At 66.0% G+C, this 16,179-nt stretch carries 14 protein-coding genes; 4 read left to right on the top strand and 10 right to left on the bottom strand.

Annotated elements, in window-relative coordinates:
• Positions 1 to 87 precede the first annotated feature (87 nt).
• Positions 88 to 972, top strand: coding sequence for a LysR family transcriptional regulator (locus tag DL991_RS39875; protein WP_158632646.1), 885 nt, complete (start codon positions 88 to 90; stop codon positions 970 to 972).
• On the opposite strand, the gene DL991_RS39880 is transcribed toward DL991_RS39875, so the two are convergent.
• The 3 genes from DL991_RS39880 to DL991_RS39890 form a co-directional block, all read right to left on the bottom strand.
• The gene (locus DL991_RS39880; RefSeq protein WP_125789519.1) at positions 953 to 1,585 is read right to left on the bottom strand and encodes an aspartate/glutamate racemase family protein; all 633 of its coding nucleotides are present in this window, start codon (positions 1,583 to 1,585) and stop codon (positions 953 to 955) included. The two genes, DL991_RS39875 and DL991_RS39880, sit on opposite strands and share 20 nt — an antisense overlap.
• Before the next feature lie 44 nt (positions 1,586 to 1,629).
• Positions 1,630 to 2,634 carry a D-cysteine desulfhydrase gene (locus tag DL991_RS39885; RefSeq protein WP_125789520.1) on the bottom strand — a complete coding sequence of 335 codons (1,005 nt, stop codon included), beginning with the start codon at positions 2,632 to 2,634 and terminating at the stop codon, positions 1,630 to 1,632.
• A 96-nt stretch (positions 2,635 to 2,730) separates the two neighbouring features.
• Entirely contained in the window at positions 2,731 to 3,315 is a 585-nt protein-coding gene (locus DL991_RS39890) for a TetR/AcrR family transcriptional regulator (protein WP_233599271.1), read from the bottom strand.
• Positions 3,316 to 3,488: 173 nt separating this feature from the next.
• On the opposite strand from DL991_RS39890, the gene DL991_RS39895 reads away from it, so the two are divergent.
• Positions 3,489 to 4,700, top strand: coding sequence for a cytochrome P450 (locus tag DL991_RS39895; protein ID WP_125789522.1), 1,212 nt, complete (start codon positions 3,489 to 3,491; stop codon positions 4,698 to 4,700).
• Positions 4,701 to 4,798: 98 nt separating this feature from the next.
• Here the strand turns inward: DL991_RS39895 and DL991_RS39900 are convergent, their stop codons facing one another.
• The 3 genes from DL991_RS39900 to DL991_RS39910 all read right to left on the bottom strand — a co-directional run bounded on the left by DL991_RS39900 (position 4,799) and on the right by DL991_RS39910 (position 9,157).
• Positions 4,799 to 6,073 (bottom strand): MFS transporter, encoded by a 1,275-nt coding sequence (locus DL991_RS39900; protein WP_125789523.1) that lies wholly within the window; start codon positions 6,071 to 6,073, stop codon positions 4,799 to 4,801.
• A 73-nt stretch (positions 6,074 to 6,146) separates the two neighbouring features.
• Positions 6,147 to 7,571: a DHA2 family efflux MFS transporter permease subunit gene (locus tag DL991_RS39905; RefSeq protein WP_125789524.1), complete on the bottom strand. Its 1,425-nt coding sequence runs from the start codon at positions 7,569 to 7,571 to the stop codon at positions 6,147 to 6,149.
• Positions 7,568 to 9,157, bottom strand: a complete 1,590-nt coding sequence (locus tag DL991_RS39910; protein ID WP_125789525.1) for an FAD-dependent oxidoreductase — start codon at positions 9,155 to 9,157, stop codon at positions 7,568 to 7,570. The genes DL991_RS39905 and DL991_RS39910 overlap by 4 nt, the downstream gene beginning before the upstream one ends.
• A 1,170-nt stretch (positions 9,158 to 10,327) precedes the next feature.
• On the opposite strand from DL991_RS39910, the gene DL991_RS39915 reads away from it, so the two are divergent.
• Positions 10,328 to 11,272, top strand: coding sequence for a catalase family peroxidase (locus tag DL991_RS39915; protein WP_233599272.1), 945 nt, complete (start codon positions 10,328 to 10,330; stop codon positions 11,270 to 11,272).
• Complete coding sequence (locus tag DL991_RS39920; protein ID WP_125789527.1) at positions 11,269 to 11,835, top strand: cytochrome b; 567 nt, start codon at positions 11,269 to 11,271, stop codon at positions 11,833 to 11,835. The genes DL991_RS39915 and DL991_RS39920 overlap by 4 nt, the downstream gene beginning before the upstream one ends.
• Before the next feature lie 790 nt (positions 11,836 to 12,625).
• On the opposite strand, the gene DL991_RS39925 is transcribed toward DL991_RS39920, so the two are convergent.
• The 4 genes from DL991_RS39925 to DL991_RS39940 form a co-directional block, all read right to left on the bottom strand.
• Entirely contained in the window at positions 12,626 to 13,807 is a 1,182-nt protein-coding gene (locus DL991_RS39925; RefSeq protein WP_125789528.1) for a YncE family protein, read from the bottom strand.
• A gap of 249 nt (positions 13,808 to 14,056) precedes the next feature.
• Positions 14,057 to 14,701 (bottom strand): GntR family transcriptional regulator, encoded by a 645-nt coding sequence (locus DL991_RS39930; RefSeq protein ID WP_199746559.1) that lies wholly within the window; start codon positions 14,699 to 14,701, stop codon positions 14,057 to 14,059.
• A gap of 622 nt (positions 14,702 to 15,323) precedes the next feature.
• Positions 15,324 to 15,758, bottom strand: coding sequence for a co-chaperone YbbN (locus DL991_RS39935; RefSeq protein ID WP_233599273.1), 435 nt, complete (start codon positions 15,756 to 15,758; stop codon positions 15,324 to 15,326).
• Between the two features lie 32 nt (positions 15,759 to 15,790).
• Complete coding sequence (locus DL991_RS39940; RefSeq protein WP_125789531.1) at positions 15,791 to 16,141, bottom strand: rhodanese-like domain-containing protein; 351 nt, start codon at positions 16,139 to 16,141, stop codon at positions 15,791 to 15,793.
• Positions 16,142 to 16,179 lie beyond the last annotated feature (38 nt).

Raw genomic sequence — 16,179 nt, forward strand, 5'->3', positions numbered from 1 at the left:
GCCGACGGCGAAGTGTTGAGAATGGAGACCGACTACTACTGTGTTCCCCATCACGCCGCATCACGATCACGCGAGGACTGTAACTCTGTGGATATCGGCTGGCTGGAGAGCTTCCTGGCCCTCACCGAGCACGAGAGTTTCACCAGGGCGGCGGAGGCACAGCACCTCAGCCAGCCGGCGTTCAGCCGACGGATCCGTGCCCTTGAGCTGTGGTTCGGCGAGGAACTGGTGGATCGCTCCACCTTCCCGGTGGCGTTGACCGCGGCCGGCGCGAAGGTGCGGGCCGGCGCACTGGAGACGGTCGCCGGCCTGCACACGGTCCGTGACGAGATCCGCGGTCGGCGGCGCTCGCCACGAGACGCCGTCCGCGTCGCCGCCACGCACACACTCGCGGGTCCCTTCTTCAGCCATTGGTGGTCGCGCAGTGGCGGCGGACCGTGCGTCCTGCTGGCGTCGAACACCCACGACGCCTATGACACCTTGCTTCACGGAGGTTGCGACTTGCTGCTGGTGTACGCGGATCCGGCGATGCCACCGGCCATGCCCGGCGGCGACGTCGAGTCGATGACCGTCGCCACCGATCGGCTCGCTCCGTTCGCCGCGGCAGGCACAACGCATACCCTGCCCGGCACCGACGCCTTCCCCGTCCCAGTGGTCACCCATGGCCAGGGCACCTTCTTCGGCCGGGTCACCGACCGGATCCTCACCGAGCACCGGGTCTCCGTGCGGCCGGTGATGCAGAGCGACTTCACCGCGGCACTCGCCGCGATGGTCCTCGCGGGCGACGGAGTCGGCTGGCTACCGGAACTGCTGATGCGGCAGGCACTCGAGGACGAGCGGATTCGCTTGCTCGACGATGCGTCGTTGACCGCGCGACTGGAGATCCGGCTCTACCGGACGCGCGGTGATCACACGCCGCGTCAAACCGACACCGTCTGGCGGAACGCCGGTCTCACCAGCAGCACTGGATGAGCGCATCGGCCAGGAGATCAGTCGGGTCGAGCAGCTCGCCCTCGCTCGTGGTGTACCTGGCCGCGAGCGGAAGTTCGGTACACGCCAATATCGTCAAAGGCGCGTCGAGCGCCGCCAGCGCGCGGTCGAGATGGGCCCCACCCTGCCGCGCGTCACCCCGTTTCACCGCGGCGATGGCTTGATCGACTTCGGTTTGCGTTGGCTCTGACGGCAAGATCAGCTCGGTACCCGCCAGCATGTTCTGGTAAAGGCCGCTTGCCAGCGTGCCGCGCGTGCCGAGCAAGCCGACCGGACCAGTGCGCGCGGACAGCGCGGCCGCCGTCTCGGCCACCATGTCCAGGAAGCGCATCCCGGTGTCCGCGGCCAGTTTCGGAATGAAGTACTGCGCCGTATGACACGGGATCGCGATCACCGTCGCGTCCAGATCGCGCAACTTGAGCGCGCCCTCCAGCAGCGCGGGATAGGGATCGGTGCTCCCGTCGAGCAACGCGGCCACCCGGTCCGGCACCGTCGGATCCGCCCAGATGACCACTCGAACGTGGTCCTGATCGCGAACCGCCGGCGTGCGTGCGATGACCTTGGCGTAGAACTCGGCGGTCGCCGCAGGCCCCATGCCACCGAGGATGCCCGCCAGCGGCCGCCGGTACGCCGAGGCCCTCACTGGAAGGTCGATCGGTAGCCGAACAATCCCGCGACTCCGCCGGTGTGCACGAACACCACGTTGTCGGTTTCGTCGAACCGCTCGTCGGCGATGGCTCCGAGCAGGCCGGCGAACCCCTTTCCCGAGTAGACCGGGTCCAGCAGGATGCCCTCGGTCGTCGCGAGCAGCGACATCGCGTCGGTCATCGCCTCGGTGGGCACGCCGTACCCGTCACCGACCCAGCGGTCGTCCACCAGCACGTCGTCGCGGAGGACCTCGGCGCCCAGCAACTCCCCGGTCCGCGCGGCGAGCGTGTACACCGCGTCGACCTGCTTCTGTTCCGGCTGACGCACACTTACGCCGAGCACCAGCGCCGGACTGTGCACCGCGCGCAACCCCGCGACGAGCCCCGCCTGGGTCCCGGTACTGCCGGTGGCGTGCACGACCCAGTCCACCGGCACCGGGGCGGCGTCCAGCTCTGCCGCGCACTCGACGTAGCCGAGCGCGCCGACCGGGTTCGAGCCGCCGCCGGGGATCACGTAGGGCTTCCGTCCCTCGGCACGCAGGTCGTCGGCGAGGGAATCCATCGCCGCCGCCATGTCGGTGCCGGCCGGCAGCCGGTCCACGATCTGCGCTCCGAGCAGTTCGTCGAGCAGCACGTTGCCGGAACGCTCGTATTCCTCGTCACGAATCTGGCGCTGTTCGAGCAGCAGCCGGCATTCCAGACCTGCCCGGGCCGCGGCCGCCGCGGTCTGCCGAGCGTGGTTGGACTGCGTGGCGCCCTGGGTGATCAAGGTGTCGGCGCCCTGTTCCAGCGCTTCCCCGACGAGGAACTCGAGCTTGCGTGTCTTGTTGCCACCGGTGGCCAGCCCGGTGCAATCGTCGCGTTTGATCCAGAGGTTCGGCACTCGCCGATACTTCCGGCTCAACACCGAAGCCAACCGTTCCATCGGCTCGAGCGGGGTCGGGAAATGTCCGAGCGGGAAGCGTGCGAAACGCGTCGTCTGTACCACGAAACCCATCGTGCGGGGCCCGGCTCGGCACTGTCCAATGTCGAATCGGCACCGCCCATGCAAACCCCGCATGAGGCCGGGTGTCAGAAGGATGACACGGCACGCTCAGGCGCCCTCGATGCCGCGTTGGACGGCGTCGAACGCCTCCTTCAGGCGTTGAAGGTGGGATGAAGCGACGTCGGCGAGGTCATCCCCGGCGAGTTGCCGTCGTACCGTCTCGGCGGCGACCGTCCGGTAAGCGGCGACGAGCAAGGCCGCGGCCAGTGCGCTGTCGCCGGAGTACCCCGGGTCCGAGTGGAGCTCGGTTGCCAGCTCTGTTTCGATCTCGTACGCGAAGGTGCGGAGCCGCGCGATCAAGGCGGGCGATTCCATGACCGTCCGCATCATCGGCTCGAGGTCTCCGTCCAGGCCCGAGAGCACATGACGTTTCTCCGCGAGTGCGACAGTGGCCTGACGGAGCGCCTCGACAGCGCCGACGGCGTCGTCCCGCTCGCGGATCGCTGTTCGCACGATGTCGGCGACGTCGGGGAGACGGTCGAACAGCAGGTCCTCCTTGCGCTCGAAGTGCGAGAACACGGTCACCTTGGACACGCCGGCGGCCGCGGCGACCTCGGCGATCGTGACCTCGTCGAAGCCGCGCTCCAGGAACAGTCGAGTCGCGATCTCGGCGATGCGAGCTCGCGTCTTCAAACCGCCACGGTCTCCTCGGTTCGGCATTGGAAGAGCTCCCTCACAGCGATGATCTTTACCCAATAAGTTTATCGGATCAGCAAATCCCGTCCAACCTGGCACGACCACAGTCAACCCGATAAACTTACCAAGTAAGTTTATCAAGTAAGTCTGTCTTGTCGATGGGAGCAGTCATGACGCCGACGCCGCGTCCGATCACCATGTCGCGCGATCGCTACAGCCCGGGATCCGACCTCGCCGAACGCGCACACACGGGCAGGCCGACCAGAACGGACACCACCGATTTCGGGGTATCCGCCTGGGTGGTCACCCGCCATGAGGATGTTCGCGCCGTACTCGGTGACGCCGGCTTGTTCAGCAGCGCGGGGCTCGCCCGCCACTCGACCCCGTCCTCATCACCCGATTCCGCCCCTCCCGGCGAGCAGCGATTCACCGACGCGGCGTCCTTCATGGTCGGCCAGGACCCGCCTGAACACACCCGCCTGCGCCGCCTGCTCACCCCGGAGTTCACGATGCGCCGCATGCGCGCGCTGGAGCCTCGAGTACGGGCAGTCGTCGACGAAGTTCTGGACGACATGCGGGAGACCGGCTCGCCGGCCGACCTCGTCCAGGGCTTCGCGTTGCCCATCCCCTCCTTGGTCATCTGCGAACTCCTCGGAGTTCCCTACTCCGACAGGGAACTGTTCCAGCACCTGTCGTCCGTTCAACTTCGGCAGACCACCTCGAAGGAGGAACAGACCGACGCGTTCATCGCGCTTCGCTCCTACATGAGCGATCTCGTCGACCGGCACCGCGTAGCCCCCGGCGACGACTTGATCGGCATGCTGATCCGCGAACACGATCAGGACATCAGTCACGACGAGCTGGTCGGTATCGCCCTTGTGCTGCTCATCGCGGGACACGAGACCACCGCCAACACCCTGGGCGCGGGCACCGCGCTGTTACTCGAGCATCCCGGACAGCTGGCCGCGGTCCGCGACGAACCTCAGCGTGTCGACGACGCCGTCGAAGAACTGCTCCGTTTCCTCACTCCGGTGCACTCCGGTCTGCCCCGGACCGTCATGACGGACACCGCCGTCGGCGGGCAGGAAATGCGCACGGGCGATCTGGTGATGCTGTCTCTGCCGATGGCCAACCGGGACACCGACCTCGTCACCGCCCCGGACGACTTCGACATCGCACGGAAACCGGTTCCTCATGTGGCTTTCGGCCACGGCATCCACCACTGTATCGGCGCGCCGCTGGCCAGGATGGAGCTGCGGATCGCGCTACCGGCCTTGCTGCGGCACTTCCCCGGACTCCGCCTTGATGTCGATCCGGCGGATATCGACTTCCGGAGCATGACAGCCGTACACGGCGTCGAAAGGCTTCCCGTCGCCTGGTGAGCCAGGGTCCGTGAAGGCCTCCTTGCCTACCCTGAAGGCAGGGAAGGAGGTCTTTACGGACTACAGGAGCGCGATGGCGTGGCCCACCTCGCCGATCGTCACTTCGCGCCCTTCACCCGATAGATGATCACGGCGGCGGCAAGGGCGAGGATGGCGCCGAACAGATAGTAGACCGTGAATCCACCGAGTGGGGTCGAAGCGCCGAGCGCGATGATCGCGGGCGCGATCGCGGGAGCGACCGACTGCGGCAGGGAAGCGGCCGTGTTGAGTACGCCGAGGTCCTTCGCGGACTCACCGGTGTCAGGCAGTACTTCGGTCGCGAGCGCGAGGGACACCGAGAAGAACAATCCCGCGCCGATCCCGATGATCGCCTGGGCGAGGAGGACGGTCGCGAAATCCGGGGCGAAGGCGAGTGACACAAGGCCGACGACGATGAAACCCCCGGCGGCGGCGACGAACGGACGACGTTTGCCCAGTTTGTCGGACAGGAACCCGCCGGCCAGACTCGAGATCATCATCATGGCCGTCGAGACCGCGTTGACGGTGAGGACCTTCGCGATCGCGTCTTGCTCCTCGAAGCCGAATTTTTCGGTCAGGTAGTACGGAAGGTAGCTTGCGATTCCTCCGTATCCGAACATGATGAGGAACTGCGCCAACCACGTCCATCCGAAGTCGGGGTGCTTCGCCGGGTTGAAGACGAACGAGCCGAAGAACTGGCCGACAGTGAACCGTCGAGCGGGCTTCTCGGTGAGCACGCGGTCTTCGAGCCCCACGACGAACCAAACTGTCAAGGCGGTCGCGATGAGCGCCGGCACGACGAAGCGCGGCACATCGTCGGCGAGGAAGTTCACGATGGTGAAACCGGCGAGGACACCCAGCGGAGTCGCGACTCCGACGAGTCCGGACACCGAGCCGAATCGCGACGGAGGAACCTGGTCGGGGATGGTCGCACTCGCGGCGGCGACGGTCGCGTTCGTTCCGGCCTGCACGGCACACCAAGCCGCGAGGACGACCCAGAACGACGTCGCGATGCCGACGATGAAGAGTCCAGCGAGCCCGACGAGCATGCCACCGAGAATCCAGGGGCGTCGCATACCCCACTTCGAGGTCGTACGATCGGACAGCCGACCCGCGACCGGGTTGGCAACGAGGCCGAACAGTGCCCCGACGGCAAGGATCACCGCGAGATTCGCGGTCGCTTCCCCGGGGGAAGCGGAGATGTGCTCGATCTTGAACGCCAGCGTGACGGCCATCGGAGTCGTCGCCGCCAGGAAGACGCCGAAGTTGACGGCGAACAAGCCGCGGGCGTAGCCACGCGGCGCCCTCTGGCGGGACGGACCGGCTGGTTCGACGGACAGGGAAGTCTTGCTCAAGACACTCCTCTTCCAGGGTGGGGTTCGAGGGTGCCGCCGGCCATGCGGTGCGCCGCGGGCGGCGGCACGCAGCTCAGGAATGGGCCGCGCCCGCCTGTACCGACACGGCCGCCTGCGGGTATCGGCGTTCGGCGATCGCGAGCGAGACGGCCGCGACGAGCGCGATCGCCGCGGCGGCCGCGAGGATCGCGTGGGCGGCCTGGAATCCGGCGAGTTGCCCGGGAATCCGGGCGATGACGATGACGATGATCGCGCTACCGAGGCTGCCGCCGACGCGTTGGATGATGTTCGACGTGACAGTGGCGTCCGCCAGCTGATCGGCTGCGGCGCGCATCGCCGCGGTCATCGCCGGTATGCCCGCCAGACCGACGCCGATACCACGGAACGCCTGGAGGAACTCGACCGTCACGAGGCTCGTGTTCTGGGGCAGGAAGATGAACGGAACCGTGGCGGCCACGGTGATCGCCAGGCCGATGACGCAGGTGACGCCGGCGCCATGGCGGTCGGTGATCCGGCCTCCGACCGGGAGCGCGGCCATCGCGCCCAGACCGTATGCCAGCAGGAGCAGCCCGGTGTGGATGACCGTCAGGCCGTGCAGCTTCTCGTAGTACAGGGGTAGCAGGATCAAGCCGCCGAAGAGGCTGAGCCCGGTGAAGAACAACGTGATCTGAGCGGTGGCGTACGGCATTCTTCGGAACAAGCTCAGATCCAGCAGCCTGTCCCGCTTCGACGACCGGTCACGGCGGGAGGCGTCCGCGACGAACGCTACGAGCAAAAGGGCTCCCAGCGCCGTGGAAACCAGCCCGAACGTCCCTTGTGGACCGGCCGAGCCGAGGTTCGTCAACCCTGACAACAGGGCCGGCAGCCCGGTCGACAGCAGAGCCATTCCGATCAGGTCGAGCTTCGCCGCGCGATCCGGGGTGTCTTTCGGCAGTACGCGGAGAGCGAGCAGGGCGGCGACGATACCGATCGGCAGGTTGACCGCGAAGAGCCATCGCCAGGACGACGCGTCGATGAGCAGGCCGCCCAGCGCCGGGCCGATGGCAGGCGCCGCGAGGATGACCAGGCCGGCGGTGGCCATGGTGCGGCCCATCCGGTCAGGGCTGACGGCGCGTGCCACGATGTTCTGCCCTGTCGGCACGAGGAGCCCACCGCAGATGCCTTGCACCGCGCGGGCGATGATCAGCCACGGGAGGTCGGGCGCCACCGCGCACAACAGTGACGCGACCACGAACCCGAGAAGAGATATCAGCCATAACCGCGACGCGCCGAGCCGGCGTTGGAGCCACGAGCACGCGGGCAGCGCCGCGGCCAGTGCGAGCAGATATCCGCTGGTGACCCACTGCACGCCGGTCAGCGTGGCGTGCAGGTCTTCGGTGATCGTCGCCAGCCCCACGTTGACCAGTGACGTATCGACCCCGGCCATGAAGCCACCGAGCACGATCACCGTCGTCAGCGGACCGATTCTCGCCGGTGACGGGCCGCCGTCCCTGCTCATCGCGAGCCTGTCCAACGCGAAATCGCGGCGTCGAGTCGCTTGCGGGCGTCGCCGCCGTCCGACTCTTCCTCCTGTGTCGTGGCCCAGACGATGATGCCGTCCGGCCGCACGAGCAGGCTCGGCAGCGACATGTCCGCGGTGGGGTCCGCGACGTAAGCGACCCGCTCCAAATCCCTTACCTCGTCGGCGAGCCTGCCGTCGTGCGAGCGGTCGACGAGGACGAACCGGCCGTCGTGGGCGTGGTCGGCGAGCCTGCCCTCGGAGGCCAGGTCGACATCCCCGGCGAGCGCGCCGACGGGAGCGACGGCACCGTCGGCGACGTCGTAACGCTGCTCGATGCCCGAGGACAGGGCGACCATCCGGTTCATCGCTCCGGGCGCGGTCATCAGCTCGTCGCCGATGATCTTCCGCAGCTGCTCGGTGCGCTCGTCGCCACGCATGAGGGCGACCTGCGCCCTTGTCCAGTCGAGCACCCACGCGGCGACGGGGTGCCGTTCGGTTTCGTAGGTATCGAGCAAACCCTCCGGCGCCCAGTCCTTGATCGTCGCGGCGAGTTTCCAGCCGAGGTTCACCGCGTCACCCAGGCCGAGGTTCAGGCCCTGGCCACCCAGCGGCGAATGCACATGCGCGGCGTCGCCCGCCAGCAGCACCCGGCCGTGCCGGTACGTCCGTGCCTGCCGGGTGTTGTCCGTGAACCGCGTCGCCCGCCCGCGCATACCCGTCACGGTCACCGGGACCCCGGTGACATCCCGCACGGCGTCCTGTAGCTCTTCCAGCGACACAGGAAGGTTCCGGTCTTCCGGGACGACCCCGTGCCGGACGAGGAAGACGCGTCCCGGAGTCGGCCCGTAGGCATAGAGACCGCGCGGCGTCCACGTCCAGCCGCGCCGTAATCCGCTGGTGTCGTCGAAATCGGCGATCGCCTGATACCCCACCAGCTCGGGCTCGGTACCGACGAAGTCGATACCGAGCTGTTTGCGGATCAGACTCCGTCCCCCATCGGCCGCGACGACCCATCCGGCCGTGAAGTCGCCGGCATCGGTCTCGACGACCACGTCGGCGTCGTCCAGGAGGCTCCCGGTCGTGCTCCGTACCTTGTGCACCTCGACACCGCGACGGGTTCGGACACCGAGCCGGGCGCAATGCTCCGCGAGCAGCAGCTCGAGATCGTACTGGGGCACGCCGATTCCGTTCGACACCGCAGTGTGCGCCGCCAGGACCGGATCGTCCTGGTCGACCAGGTCGTTGCGGAACATGAACCCCGAGAAATGCCCCGCGGCCAGGAATCGGCGGGATTTCCGCCGGGCCGCCTCCAGCTGTTCACCGACCGTACGGTTCGAGGTGTCTCCTGCGAACGCACGAGCAGCCGCGATGAGGCGGGCCTGCGCCTCCTCGGCAGCAGGCAGCAAGCCTCGACGGTCGAGGATCTCGGCGCTGGCGACGCTGATCGAACCGGCCTTGATCGTCTGATCCGGCTCATCGAGGCGCTCCAGGACGGTCACCCGCACACCCTGTAGTGCCAGCTCGCCGGCAAGAAGAAGGCCCGTGGGCCCGGCTCCGACCACGACTACGTCCGTCCTCTGCATGACACACCTCTCAGGCTTGACTCATACTCGATAACTTTACCAAGTAAGCTTACTCGATAAACGGTAGCATGAGCCGGCCTTGCCGACCACGCGAGTTCCTTCTCGCAACCGAGCGCAGGACGCCTTGATGTCCATCCGGACAGACAGTCGCGCCCAATCGGACAGCGGCAACCCGCCAGTCTGGACGGACCGAAGCGAGCGTTGTCCACTGCACCGTCAGTGGGATCCCGGCCTGTTCTCCTCACTTGAAGGTCAATCGGCTCCCACGTCGCTGCGGCACGTCAATCGAGCGTGTGAGTGACGGGATCGGCGTGGCGGCGGCCCGTCGACTCACGGCGCCAAGACCGAAGCCATCGCCACCGAACTCGAGCCGAGTTCCACGTCGCGGACTTCGCCCTTCTCGATGAGGTCCGCGCGCTCGCCGCGAGCCTCGCCGGCGAGGCTTCGGTCATCCAGACCTCGAGCAATGCCGCGAGGTTCTCCCCGCGAGTGCGCCGTGATCGGTGCCGCTTCGATGCCCTGATGCGCCCAATGTGGCATGGGGGACGCTCACGGTCCCCCATGCCACATTGGGCGCACTCAACTAGCCGATTCTGAGGCGTAAGGCGAACAGGGCGCCGCCGGCAAGGACGCGAAGGGGCCCATCGCCGCATCAGGCGCAGCGAAAGCCCCTTCAGCCCAGCTGACGAGCACACCACCTTTGTCTTACCCCTCAATAGAACGACCATTTCGGCTTCGCGCCACGAAAACCCCGTCACTCTCGACCCCGGCGCCGACGCTTCGCCAGTCACACCCGCCCCGATAGTCACGCCGGCTTCACAGAATCAACCATCCAGGACACGCTCCCGCAGCGTCGCTCGGTCCAGCTCGGGATCCGATCGGGGTACGCGACGTGTCGAACGCACAATCCTGGTAGCGCTCGATTGTCGACAGCCGCGGCCAGTGATCCAGGCCATACCGAGGCTGTTCAACACTCTCGCCCTGCCGTGCGTACACCTGCCGTAAACACTCGGCAGATTGGGCGACTAAGTGGGAAAAGAAGAACATCGCGAGGGTTCGGGTCTCTCCAGGCGAAGCGCGCTACTCGGGATGCTCGCCGTCGCAGGGATAGGAACAGCGGACGTCGGGGTCTTCCTCGGCACCAGTGGCGCATTCGCGGCGGATGACGCATTGACACCGGAAAAGTTCGCGGATCGCTTCGAGCAGGTTTACGGGAAACACGACGGGTTCCGCCGCAATCACGCCAAAGGCGTCAGTTTGACCGGGACGTTCCGATCGAACGGCGCGGGAGCGGAGGTTTGCGAGGCGTCGGTCTTCGCTTCCGGAGAATTCCCGGTGACCGGCCGTTTCTCGCTCTCCGGCGGAATGCCGCACGCGGCGGACACCGGCAGTACGGTGCGCGGTCTCGCGCTCCGCTTCGAACTTCCCCGCGGCGAACAGTGGCGGACGGCGATGGTCAACATCCCGGTTTTCCTCGATCGCACACCGGAAGGGTTCGCCGACCGTATCGTCGCGTCCGCTCCGGTCGCCGCCACCGGCAAGCCCGACCCCGCTCGCATGGCCGAGTTCCTCCGATCGCACCCCGAAACCGTGAAAGCGATGGCGTACGTGAAGGCGAGGCCTCCAACGGCCGGTTTCGCCGACAGCACCTTCCACGGGCTCAACGCGTTCCGCGCCACGAACGCGACCGGTCGTACTGTCCCGGTGCGCTGGACTTTCGAGCCTGGACCGCACACGCCCGTTCCGGCTCCCGCCGAAGGCGACGGCAAACTGTTCGACGGCGTCGTCGCGGCGGTCGAGCAGGCCCCGCTGTCCTGGCGGCTGGTACTGACCGTCGGCGATCCGGGCGATCCCACCGACGATGCCACAGTCCCCTGGCCGGACTACCGGCGCAGGATCACCGCGGGCACCTTGACCATCACCAGTGCCCAAGCGGAAGCCGAGGGCAATGCCAGGGACCTCAACTTCGATCCCACCGTGCTCCCCGCGGGACTGGCCGTGTCCGACGATCCGCTGCTCAGCGCCCGTTCCGCCGTATACGCGCAGTCATTCCGCCGACGAGCCGGTGAACCGAAGCAACCCAGCGCCGTGCAGTTCAAGGAGGTGCGCGCGTGACCGCGCCGGAACGATTCACCTTGTTCAGCCGCGTCCTGCATTGGGCGATGGCCGTACTCGTGGTGGCCATGCTGCTCATCGGGTTCGCCATGGTGGCCTCGATCGCCGACTACCGGTTCCTCCAGGCGATCCACCGCCCGGTCGGTGTTCTCGTCCTGGTGCTCGCCGTCGTCCGGATCGTGAACCGGCTACGGCGCCGGCCGCCCGCCGCGAATCTCGGCAGGCTGGAACGCCTCGCCTCGACCGGTTCGGAACTTCTCCTGTACGCACTCCTCGTCGCGCAACCGCTGGTCGGCTGGGCGATGGTCTCCGCTTCGGGTACGCCGGTGATCCTGTTCGGCTCCCTCCACCTGCCGCGGATCACACCAGCGGACCTCGATCTCTACTCCTGGTTCCGCGAAGTGCACACTTTGCTGGCCTACGCGTTGTTCCTCCTGTTCACCGCGCATATGCTCGCCGTCCTTTTCCACACTCTGGTACTCCGCGACGGCCTCCTCTCCCGGATGACTTTCGGCCGCCGCCGGAAGGCCGTCGCACCCGGCACGCCCGCCGACGGCGCATAGCCGGCAGTACCACTGATTCGGCAGCAGCTGGGATCGAATGTCAATGCGTGCACAGGCATGCTCAGGTGAGTGCGAGACATCGCCAACGGCTACCACCGGAACGATTCGCCGAAGACGAAACCAACACTGACAAACGGTGAACTGATATGACCACATCACTTCATCAAGTCGGGATCATCGCCAACGACCCGATCATTTTCGAAGGCAGCCCTGTCGCACAGGCTGCCCCGTCGACCGCACAGCGGGACTTCGTGGCGCACATTGTCCACAAAGGACACCAAGGTGTCCGATTTGAATGCTTTGCACGGGAGTCGTGAGCGGCAATGGTCGTTCTAACGCAATGACGACAAATGGTCCGCCAGCAGTCAGTTTGTCCATTGTGGATAGTTGTCGGTGTGGCAGCGGGCGTTGACGTAGGGGTCGTCGCGAGTGGTAAGTGTCGTTAGAACGACACTTACCACTCACGACTCCCCAGCCGCGCCACCCTGCGAACGGGCGGTTTCGCGTGACCTCGGGGACGGCACGTGTGCTCAGATGGACGACACGCGTGTCCAGGCGGACGACTCGCGGCGCCAGGCCGAACACTGAGAACTCCCACTCAGGCAAGTGGCGGCCAGGCACGGCCGACATCCGCTCGACGAGGTGTACCTTCCCGGGCGACTGCCGAGCTGGGCGAGAACTCGGCAGGGCCCGGGAAGGTACTTACTCGGTCACAGCCCACGGGTGCGATGAGGGGGTCACCGCAGTCCGCGACCGAGCGGCTTCACTTCAGGTGGTCGACACCAGCGCTTCACGACTCCTTGGGCCTGGGATATCCCGGGTCCACCTTGCCGTTCGCAACGTCGATCTTCGCGAGGGTCAGGTCGCCATTCAGCACCAAAGCGGACGACTCGTCCAGGAAGACGATCGCCTGACGGGGCCCATTCAGGTGCATCGGGTCGGTCAAGGGAGCGCTCACCGTTCCCGTGGTCAGGTTGATGATCGAGACCGAGTTGCTGTCCTTGTTCCCCGTCAGAACGGTATCGCCGTTGGGTGAAACCACGGCACCGTAAGGGTCATCTCCGACCGTGAACTTATTCAGCCCCGTGCCGAAATCGCCGTCCGCGACGCTGATGACACGCACGGAGTCATCGCCACTGGTGGCGACGTACAGCTTGTTGTCCCTGGCGGTCAGACCACGCAGCCCGGGGAGACCCGTACCGGGTACACCCGAGCTGTCCTTCTCGAAACCCGTGATCTCGCGTCGACTCGTGCCGGTGTCCGCGTCCGTCACGATGATCTTGCTTTTCACTCCATTACCGTAGTTGGTGACATACAGGGTTTTGTCGTCCGACGAGAGCTTGATGCCCTGACGAGGCTGATCGAACTTCGCGAAGGTCGCGTTCATCTTCATCGAACCGTCGGCGGAGTACAGGTCGACCTTGGTGACGGTGTTCTCCAGGTAATTGTTGACGTAGAGCCATTTGCCATCACTGCTTTGCGCGGAACCGAAAGTACCAGGGAGCAGCGGCAGCCGCTCCATAGTCCAGGACGCGCGAGTCAGCTCGATCCGGTCCACGACGCCCAGAATGCTGTCCGTCACCGTGAAGGTCAGGCCTTGCGTTGCGAAGATGACACTCCGCGGCGCCTTGTACCCCGGGATTTCAAAGAGCTTATTGCCGTCCGGCACGGAGTAGACGTTGAGACCCGTTGATTCCGAGTTGGCGCCCACGGCGAGCACATGGTTGGAATCGACGGCCAGGGTGTTGTTCTGTGGAGCGGCGACAATGGGATCGGCACTGGCCGGGTCGTTCCCCGCTTCAACCGCGAAGGACCCGGATCCCTGATTCTGTGCGGTGGACGAATAGGTGTCCGCGAATGCGGCAGTACCTGGTAGGGCTGTCAAGGCAATCACGGCCGCGCCGAGAATCATCCGGCGCGTTGCCTGAGAATTTCTCACTTGCGCTTTCTCTCTTCCGTCGAGGCGTCCCACCTTTATGGGGCACCGCATGGGGAATACGCCGACGGCGGGCGGAGTGTTGAACCATGTCGAGATCTTTTTCCGACTATCGTTTATGTCCGGTTTGCTCCGACCGTGCCGCTACCCGGACGTCAGCGAGACGGCACGGCAACTCCAGGTCGTTCAGGTGGTTTCCTTCGCCGGCGTCGAATTCCCCGACGTCGTCGTTCGAGCAGGGCCTTCAGCAACTCCTGGACAGCACTCGGACCCTGCTCGGACCGGTCACGATCCCCGATGCTCGATCAGCCCTGCTGCCGTCATAGTCAGGTGCCGGGTGAGCACCGCGGCAGCCGTGTCCGCGTCCCTCGCCAGGGTCGCCTCCTCCAGGCGGCGATGCTCGGTGACACCATCACGACCCGGCGTCCGGTGCGCCGACCACCGGCGAGCCAGTTCGCTCGCGGTCCACATCCGGTCGAATACCTCCAGTAGGACCGGGTTCCCGCATCCCTCCAGCAGAGTGCGATGGAAGACGCGGTGCGCCTCCGACCAGGCATCGCTGAGGTATTCGCCCTCTTCCGGCACGAACACCGGAGTACGGGCCAGCTTGTGGTGAGCGGCCCGCACCCGTGATTCCCAGTCGACATCGCCGTTCTCGATGGACAACCGCAGCATGACCGGTTCGATGGTCCGGCGTGCTTCGGCGATCTCCTGCCAACGACGGTCCGAGAAGGCCGGGACGGCGAACCCTCGATTGGGCAGCCTGTCCGCCAGCCCGTCGCCGACCACCCGCACCAAGGCTTCGCGCACCACGGCCAGGCTCACGCCCTGGGCCTTGGCCAGGTCCTGAGGTTTGAGAGCGGCGCCGGGCTCGAAATCCCCACGCATGATGGCGTCCCGCAGGTGTACGTAGACCTGCTCGGACAGCATCTGTTTCTCCGGCGACGACGAGACGTTCATCCGGCGATCATAGACCATCCCTAAGATAATCGATTATTAATGCTACAGTCGATGTCACGACCTACCCCAACGATCCCTCGCGCCCACATGGACCCGTTTCGGGCTGAATGTACGGAACCCGCGTTCGGTTTCCAGCTTGACAGCGAGTTTCTTGATAGCCGGTTCGTGGGCCTTTTCGTATGCCTTCTCGGTCATCTTGTCCTGCTTCAGCCGGTCGGAGATCCGGGCTGTCTTGGCGATCGAAGAGAATCGGCTCACCCGTCCCCGCCTGGATACGGGACAGCCGTGCGCAGGAGTCCGACACCGGCAGTCGCCCGCCCTGACCTGCACCATTGAGGGGTAAGGCAAACATGGCGTGGTGGGTCTGGTGGCCACCCACGCCCCGTCTCCACCGACGATGTTGCGAACGCCACGTTCGCAACCTTGAACGTTGCGAAAGTGGCTTTCGCAGCCTTCCTCTCAAGAAAACGACGGGTGCCCGGCACTCTTGGACGGCACACCTCCGTCCGTGAGCGCCGGGCACGTCACGCAGACCCGGGAGAGCTTTCAGCGCGGTGGGTCGAAGGGTTTCTCCCCGAGGTCCTCGGTCAGGTCAGCCCTTGGCCAGCTGGGCGTCGATCCAGGCACGCAGCCGCGCCTCACCGGGGTAGCCGACGTTCCGCGAGTTGGGCAGTTCGGCGGCGTTGCGGATGCCGATCAGCGTCGGCAGGTAGCGGATGTTGTACCGGCTGGACAGGTCCCGGCTCTGGTCGACGTCGATCTCGCCGAGCAGGAACCGGCCGTTGTACTCGGCGGCGAGCCGTTCGATCACCGGCTTCATCCGCTGGCACGGCGGGCACCAGGTGGCGCCGAAGTCCAGGATGACCAGCTTCTGCCGCGAAATCTCCATGACCTCGGCGTAGTTGGCCGAAGTCACCGTGACCACGTTCGCGGCCGTCGGTGCCGGCGCGGCCGAGGCCGGTGCGCCGAAACTCACGACCAGCGCCAGCGCGCCGGCCATCAGGCCGATGAATCGTTTGAACCTCAACAAGGTGCACTCCTTCGTTGCGGGGGGTCCACTCAGGACGAAGACTCGGTCGGCAACCCGCCCGCGACCCAGTCTTCGATGCCTTCGCGGTATTTGCGGACGTCCGTATAGCCGAGTTCCACCAGCCGCCGTCCGACGAATTCACTGTTACGGCACGGCGTGTTCGCACAATAGACGACAATCGCGGCACTCTTGTCCGGAAGTACGGACGGAGCCAGCCGATCGGTGAACTCGGCGGCCTCCTCGTAGGGAAAGCCCGGAATATTACGCGCTTCCGGTATATGCTCCTTTTCGTAATAGGCGACCGGCATGGTGTCGACCACGACCACCGATCTGGCCTCCACTTCGGAGAGCAATTCCGTTCGAGTGATCAAAGGCAGCATGGCAACCCTTCCCGACGACCGTGATTGACGAATTCCAT

This window comes from Amycolatopsis sp. WAC 01375 (assembly GCF_003947325.1).
Taxonomy (GTDB): Bacteria; Actinomycetota; Actinomycetes; order Mycobacteriales; family Pseudonocardiaceae; genus Amycolatopsis.

Bases quoted from the DNA above. Each gene is read 5' to 3' on its own strand.
- DL991_RS39880 (WP_125789519.1), bottom strand. From the start codon at position 1,585: ATGGGGCCTGCGGCGACCGCCGAGTTCTACGCCAAGGTCATCGCACGC.
- DL991_RS39885 (WP_125789520.1), bottom strand. From the start codon at position 2,634: ATGGGTTTCGTGGTACAGACGACGCGTTTCGCACGCTTCCCGCTCGGA.
- DL991_RS39895 (WP_125789522.1), top strand. From the start codon at position 3,489: ATGACGCCGACGCCGCGTCCGATCACCATGTCGCGCGATCGCTACAGC.
- DL991_RS39905 (WP_125789524.1), bottom strand. From the start codon at position 7,571: ATGAGCAGGGACGGCGGCCCGTCACCGGCGAGAATCGGTCCGCTGACG.
- DL991_RS39910 (WP_125789525.1), bottom strand. From the start codon at position 9,157: ATGCAGAGGACGGACGTAGTCGTGGTCGGAGCCGGGCCCACGGGCCTT.
- DL991_RS39930 (WP_199746559.1), bottom strand. From the start codon at position 14,701: ATGCTGTCCGAGCAGGTCTACGTACACCTGCGGGACGCCATCATGCGT.
- DL991_RS39940 (WP_125789531.1), bottom strand. From the start codon at position 16,141: ATGCTGCCTTTGATCACTCGAACGGAATTGCTCTCCGAAGTGGAGGCC.